The 7226-nt window shown below is 41.6% G+C and carries 4 protein-coding genes; 2 read left to right on the top strand and 2 right to left on the bottom strand.

Annotation, left to right across the window (positions count from 1 at the left end):
* Positions 1 to 218 precede the first annotated feature (218 nt).
* Both I3252_RS12345 and I3252_RS12340 read right to left on the bottom strand, forming a co-directional pair.
* Positions 219 to 1157 carry a response regulator gene (locus I3252_RS12345; RefSeq protein WP_238035408.1) on the bottom strand — a complete coding sequence of 313 codons (939 nt, stop codon included), beginning with the start codon at positions 1155 to 1157 and terminating at the stop codon, positions 219 to 221.
* A 33-nt stretch (positions 1158 to 1190) separates the two neighbouring features.
* Positions 1191 to 3548: an ATP-binding protein gene (locus tag I3252_RS12340; RefSeq protein ID WP_238035407.1), complete on the bottom strand. Its 2358-nt coding sequence runs from the start codon at positions 3546 to 3548 to the stop codon at positions 1191 to 1193.
* A gap of 630 nt (positions 3549 to 4178) precedes the next feature.
* Here I3252_RS12340 and I3252_RS12335 point away from each other — a divergent pair.
* Positions 4179 to 4655: a hypothetical protein gene (locus tag I3252_RS12335; protein ID WP_238035406.1), complete on the top strand. Its 477-nt coding sequence runs from the start codon at positions 4179 to 4181 to the stop codon at positions 4653 to 4655.
* Positions 4656 to 5032: 377 nt separating this feature from the next.
* Positions 5033 to 6967, top strand: a complete 1935-nt coding sequence (locus I3252_RS12330; protein WP_238035405.1) for an oleate hydratase — start codon at positions 5033 to 5035, stop codon at positions 6965 to 6967.
* Positions 6968 to 7226: the final 259 nt, after the last annotated feature.

The raw sequence follows: 7226 nt of genomic DNA, 5'->3' as shown, positions 1-7226 counted from the left end.
AGCAAATGAACCATGAGCAAATGAACCATGAGCAAATGAACCATGAGCAAATGAACCATGAGCAAATGAATCACGAGCAAATGAATCACGAGCAAATGAATCACGAGCAAATGAATCACGAGCAAATGAATCACGAGCAATAAAAACGTCTCTCATGTACATAGGAGGCAATGATATTTTAAATTATGGATAGGGCATTTTTAGCGTGCCCTATTTTTTTATCTACTAATGCGCCAACCTCTGAATTTAGCAAAGAAACCTTTTAGCCTTTCAGAAAAGTTAAAAGCCTCTGACTCCGGCACTTCTTCAACATGATGACGAGCTGCCAGTATCGGCTGCTGCACCAATCTTTCGTGATGATCAAAAGCCCGATCAAGACTGATACTCATGATAGAGAAGTTAGTCGGACGTGGTAGACAGCGATATACCTGACCCTTATTAATTAAATCAATGACCATATGAGCATCTTTGAACTCAGTCAACATCAGCACCATCAGATCGGGCTGGATATTTTTTAAGGCATAAACGATGGGCGTAATATTTTCTTTATTGAGCGTCGAATCTGTAATCGTGACACCAAAGCGTTTTTTTTGTAATAACTTTGCGGCCTGTTCAAGGTTACTCGCCCAGCTCACGGTATAAGCGCTCTTAAAATGACTTTTTATTTGTTGATAGACACTCTCATCATCGTCTAGTACCAATATATTGCGATTGCTAACCGTGCCACTATTAACACGGTTTTGAGTTGCATCATTTTTCATAGAATTTTGTGTGATTTCTTGCGTTTGCTGAGCAATTTCTGTGGCTTTATTAACAATTTTTTTGAGTTCGTCATTTTGCCATGGCTTAGTGATATAGCGATAAATTTCGCCCTCATTCACAGAATCCATCACGGCATTCAGATCCGCATAACCAGTTAACAAGATACGAATAGTATTTGGTGAAGCTGCTTTGATGTCACTCAATACTTCTGTACCTTGCTTATCTGGCATGCGTTGGTCACTGATGACCACTTGTACTTCATTTGTGCTGACATATTCCATTAGCTCAGTGGCATCGGTAGTAATAAATACGTCATGTGACTGGCGAAAATGCATTTTTAAGCTGCGCAAGATACGCGGCTCATCATCGATAAAAGCGATTTTTGGTTTTTGCATGACGCTCTCTTTAAATAAATGGTTGGAAGTCTCTCAACTTTCAAATAAGGCTTGCGAAGGTTTCTTTTCATGAACGATAGACTGTATCGGTAGCATGAGGGTAAACGTCGTGCCCGCACTAATGACTGAGCTAACCTCAATGCGTCCACCATGTTGTTCGATAATTTGTGCCGTAATAGCCAATCCTAACCCTGTGCCATCGCCTGCTTTTTTAGTGGTAAAAAACGGCTCAAAGATATGCGTTAAAATATGCTCTGCGATACCGACACCATTGTCTATAATGCGTACCACGATATATTGCTGCGCCTCATCTACAGACGAGCTGACTTGCAATGTCCCTTTATGATCTGGCGGCATGGCTTGCGCGGCATTATTAAATAGGTTTAGTAATACTTGGTTAATTTGTGAAGGATTACATTGAATCAGTGGCAACTCGGCTAGATTGGTATTGATGTCTAAGGTTTTTAAATTATTGCGAGCCATAATCAATGAGGTATTGATGCAATCATTGATATCGACATCTTTTACTTTGGATTCGTCTAGTCGAGAAAAGTCGCGCAAGCTGACGACCAGTTCAGCAATTTGATCGACGCCATACAGTCCATCTTTGATTAAATCTGCCAAATCTTCACTGACTTCATCTTCTTTAATCTCTTCACAGCATTGTAAAGTTTGCTCTATCAGCTGCTTGACTTGCTCTTGGTTGATAGTTGGCGCTTTTAACGCCTGCAATAATTGATCGGTATGTTGTAGCAATTCATCAAAACGCACGAGATTATCACCGACCAGCTCCATATTACTACGCACATAGCCTAGCGGTGTGTTGACCTCATGAGCGACACCTGCCACCATTTGACCTAATGTAGCCATTTTTTCAGAACGCACTAGATGCACTTGTGAGGCTTTTAACTCATCCATGGCTTGCTGCAAGTCTTGCGTACGGGCGGCGACTTGTTTTTCTAGATGGACATTGATTTCGGCAAGTGCGCCTTCATTTTCGACGACGCGGTCAATTAATTGATTGGTTTGCTCACTGATGATTTGAATCTCGCTGACATTTGAGTGTGGCAATTTAAGGGCGCTTAATTGTTGATATTTTTTTTGCTCAATTAATGCGCCCATATCAGCCACTGCTAGTGCCATATATTTTAGCGGTCGCGTAAAGTAGCGACGGAACACCCACGCGGTCAACAACAGGATAGGAATAAAACCCAGTAGCATGGTTTGAATCAGTTGGTTCGACAACGCATTTGCTACGCTCATCATGTCATTATTTGGCTTGACGATGACCATCTTCCAATAGGTAAATGGCATACGAAACATAAAGGCGGTGGCGGGCTGCTGCAACACAAAATCATTGGGCACAGCGATGGTCTCAATCAAGTGACTGTCTACCAGATTAAACGTTTGGTCAATATTCAATAGCAGCAATGCTGACAGCAACTTGGATTCTTGTTCGCTGATTTTATTCAGATTGGTCGTACTCAAAATACTACGTGCCGCGAGCGTATAACGACTCTCATCTTTGGCAACAGCCTCATCGATGAGTGTTTGGTTAATGCTATCTAGGCTGTCCGCAATAGGGGCAAAGCTTGAATGTTTCTCGGCCAATTGATGCGCGGTTACCATCTCGCCTTGGGGATTATCTTCAGTCGCTTGCGTGACCATAGATTGATCAGGAAAGGTCAAAAATCGATTGTCCAAGTCTACCAAAAAGACATAACCACCCAGCTTATCTTGCCACTTTTTCATGGCCTCATCGAGGTTATCTAATAGCAGATTAAAACTCACTACTCCATCAAAAGCCTGATTGCGACTGTCATACAATGCCTTGGCACACGTCATCATCGGCTGATTGCTTTGCGGATCGACATACGCACGACTCCAAACACAGTGGTCATGGCGTGCGTACATCGCAGGAATGTACCACCACTCTCGATAATAGGGATTCGGCGTTTGGCGCACTTGATTATACTGCTCTAACGGCTGCATGTTGCCTGCGTCATCACGCGCCCATACAAACGACTGGCGCTCTCGATTTTGAGCGTACATATTTGGATCAAACCACACGCCGCCGCCCACAATCCGTTGATCGGTTTGTTGCATGAGATTACCAAAAGTTTCTCTATAAAGACCGTCTTCTTTTGGCAAGCCGCCCGCCATCGCACTGGTTGCCTTTGCCAGTCCGTCAACATGGCTGATATTCGCCATAATGCTATTAATGGCTTCGTTACCCGTTTCAACCACTGTCTCTGAAGTCATCTCCAGTATACGAGGCTTAGCTTGGGTTTCGATGACCCAGTACACCATCAGGATAATTAGTAAAAAAGCCAATGCTAAAATAATCAGCATGCGTGTGGAAATACTACCAAGCCGACCAGCAACACTCATAGATAAACCTTATATTGATGCATCTACCATCATCAATGCATCACTTAATGAATAAAGACATCAGTGATACGCAACCACCATTTATAGTGGGCTCAAGGATACGATGCCATCATGACAGTATGATGACAAAAGTTTTGTTTTCTTATCTGTCGACCAGCACCTTTTAATTAACAACAGTTAGCTTGCCGTTGGTAAATACAACCTTGTACTCATTTAGCGCTGCTCTCTTTTTATCATCAATAACATCATGCACCTTATTAAGCGCATAGCTGTACTATCCGCCATTGCAAGGCACAAAAAAGCCACTTATTGTTTAAGTGGCTTCTTCATATTCAAGTCAATCGCTAATTTTTCTATTGATGTCATCAATATCTCTATGATTATAGAGTCTGCCAAGTTTATCTTGCTCTATACTGTGAAATTTTATAAATATGTTATATTAATAATACTAATATAGAGGGTGTGTTTGTATTTTATATAATATCGCGGATCACCGTCACTTATCACTGATTGCCATAGCTGTCTGTTGTACACTCAGAGCTTGATATCACTCGCTCATACAGCTATTCAACTAACCCTAAAGAAAGGCGCTCACAAAGTCTTTCTCTTTTAAATATTAAAGGAAAAGCGATGCGTCCTTTGTTTTTTAGTACTTTGTGCTTAGCAAGCAGTCTTTCACTAATGGCTTGTAGTAGTCATCAACCAACCACGGCAAAAGAATCAACAGCGGTCATTACCAATACGACAAAAGAGAACGCTGACGAACAGCTAAGCATGGAGCCATCCAGCACCGAAGAACCGTTATCAGCATTCACCGCTTTTGGTAATACAGAAAAAAGTTGGCGCACAGTAATTGATGGCAACCAACTCAGCATTGAAGCAGATTTCTTGAAACCAACGACCATCGTTGTCTCTCGTTCGACCTATGCCGAAGGTGTGGAATACGTGAGTACCGTTAGCGGCAAGCCTATTATCATGAATATAAATAGCCAGATTTGTACCGATGATAATGGCTATCAAAATGAATTTACGGTGACGTTGACTTATGATAATAAAAGCTATCAAGGTTGTGCCGTTGCTGGAGCGTATGAAACAGCGCCTACGTAATTGCATAGAATTTGTTGTGGTTAGCAACCATCATAAATAGCCAGCCATTAGCCAATGGATAACGCATAATTTGGCAAATAAGTACTTATATTACTTTCAACCGATGTCATTATTGTTTAATAAAAACATACTATAGTCTGTCTATAAACCCTTAATTTAAGGGCGTGTCCTCATTTTAAAAATGGTGATAAACATGAGATAAATTGCCGTCAAACAAGGAAAGTAGCGCAAATAATATCGAGATATTGATAAGCTATTTGACGATGTTTGGCAAAATTTAGCCATTTTTAGCCCATTTAAAAAGTAATCGATTGAATTGAGGATACGCCATAGTCAAATAACCTTTTATATCAGTCTTACTCAATAAGGATGAACCTATGAAAATTATAAAGACTCAAATCAATAATCCGGTAGACCACGACACATTTATCCACCAGCCTGATGCCAGTAAAACCCGTGTAGCAAACATACCAGGCAAGCGCTTACCCTTTCCTGACCAAATTGGTAATTATCAGCGCAATATTGGGATGCCCAATGATGCTTATCAGGACAGTAAGGTTTATATCGTTGGGGGCGGTATTGCAGGTTTGGCCAGTGCTTATTACTGCATCCGAGATGGCAAAGTATCCGCTGAAAACATTACCATTTTAGAGCATCTTAACGTGGCAGGTGGCTCCTTAGATGGTAGCGGCAATCCTGAGACGGGTTATATGGTGCGCGGCGGTCGTGAAATGGATTTCACTTACGAAAACTTTTGGGATTTATTCCAAGATATCCCCGCTCTTGAAATGCCTGCGCCTTATAGCACCTTGGATGAGTATCGCATAGCAAATGACACCGATCCCAATTACTCTATTGCACGCCTGATCCATAAGCAAGGTGAGATAAAAGACTTCAGTCAACTGGGATTGAGTAAAACCAACCAACTCGCTTTAATTCGTTTGCTATTAAAACCCAAGGAAGAGCTAGACGATATCACTATTGAAGAGTATTTCGATGACAGCTTTTTGAGCAGCAACTTCTGGACGTTTTGGCGAACCATGTTTGCTTTTGAAAACTGGCATAGCTTACTTGAGTTTAAGCTTTATACGCATCGATTTTTACACGCATTGGACGGTCTAAACGACATGTCTGCACTGGTATTCCCAAGATACAATCAATTTGATAGCTTTGTTAAGCCACTACAAAATTATTTAAAAGATAAAGGTGTGCAATTTCAGTATGACACGCTCGTTACCGATTTAGACATTGAGTTTGAGCATGCTGATAAAGTAACAGGCACCAAAAAGGTCAAAGCCATCATTACGGAGAAAGCGAGTGAGCAAACCACCATTCCTATGGGCAGCAATGATTTCGTCATCGTGACGACTGGCTCCATGACCGAAGATACCCGCTATGGTGATGATAATACTGCGCCGACGCTAGACTTTACAAAAGACAGTATGGGGCAATCGTCTGGTTGGAAAGTATGGAATAATCTGGCTAAGCAATCTGCCGTCTTTGGTCACCCAGAAAAATTTAATCAGCATGTGGATAAATCTGCTTGGATGTCGGCGACGTTGACCTGCCAGCCGTCTGCCTTTATTGATAAGCTCAAAACGCTGTCTGTCAACGATCCTTATACGGGTAAAACAGTGACCGGTGGCATCATTACGATTACGGATTCAAACTGGTTGATGAGCTTTACTTGTAACCGTCAACCGCATTTCCCTGATCAGCCAAAAGACACGCTAGTCGTATGGCTATATGCCTTGTTTATGGATAAAGAAGGCAATTATGTCAAAAAACCCATCCCAGAATGTACAGGCAAAGAGATCTTGAGCGAACTCTGTCATCACCTTGGTATCCTCGATGATATAGAGAATATCATGGCCAATACCATCGTCAGAACGGCTTATATGCCCTACATCACCTCGATGTTTATGCCTCGTGCTAAAGGCGATCGTCCTGAGATAGTCCCTGATGGTTGTGTCAATATGGGTCTAGTCGGTCAGTTCGTCGAGACACATAATGATGTGGTATTTACCATGGAGAGCTCTGTTCGTACTGCTCGTGTCGCAGTTTATGAGCTACTAAACGTGCAAAAACAAGTCCCCGATATTAACCCATTACAATACGATATCCGTCAATTACTAAAAGCCGCGAATACACTCAACGATGGTAAAGGTTTCATCGGCGAAGGTCTATTAACTAAGCTTCTTAAGGGTACTTATTACGAGCACATACTGCCAAAAGCCAATCAATCCACCAACGGCAATGACTCAATATTTACTCAGCAATGGGAAGCAATCAAAGGGCTTTGGCATAAGTAGGTCTGGCATCAGTAATGTTAGTTTTGATAAAAGCAGCTTTGATAAAAATGGCTTTAGTAAAATTAATGACGAAAAATAAAAGCGATAACGCTCTAGGGCCTGCCCTCATTTTAAAAACGAAGATAGAAATGAGGACATGCCCTAGTCAGACTTGAATAACTGCTGTAATTGCTCAATCAGCCAACGGTGTATACCACTGTGACTGGTATAGTCAGTTCACAATAAAATAAATACAGCCCATATCCTGAAATAGCTTAGG

This window comes from Psychrobacter sp. Ps4 (assembly GCF_022129285.1).
Classification (GTDB): domain Bacteria; phylum Pseudomonadota; class Gammaproteobacteria; order Pseudomonadales; family Moraxellaceae; genus Psychrobacter; species Psychrobacter immobilis_A.
Note: the sequence above shows the minus strand (reverse complement) of the source record. Positions and strands in the feature narration are given on the sequence as shown.

Bases quoted from the DNA above. Each gene is read 5' to 3' on its own strand.
- I3252_RS12335 (WP_238035406.1), top strand. From the start codon at position 4,179: ATGCGTCCTTTGTTTTTTAGTACTTTGTGCTTAGCAAGCAGTCTTTCA.
- I3252_RS12345 (WP_238035408.1), bottom strand. From the start codon at position 1,157: ATGCAAAAACCAAAAATCGCTTTTATCGATGATGAGCCGCGTATCTTG.
- I3252_RS12330 (WP_238035405.1), top strand. From the start codon at position 5,033: ATGAAAATTATAAAGACTCAAATCAATAATCCGGTAGACCACGACACA.
- I3252_RS12340 (WP_238035407.1), bottom strand. From the start codon at position 3,548: ATGAGTGTTGCTGGTCGGCTTGGTAGTATTTCCACACGCATGCTGATT.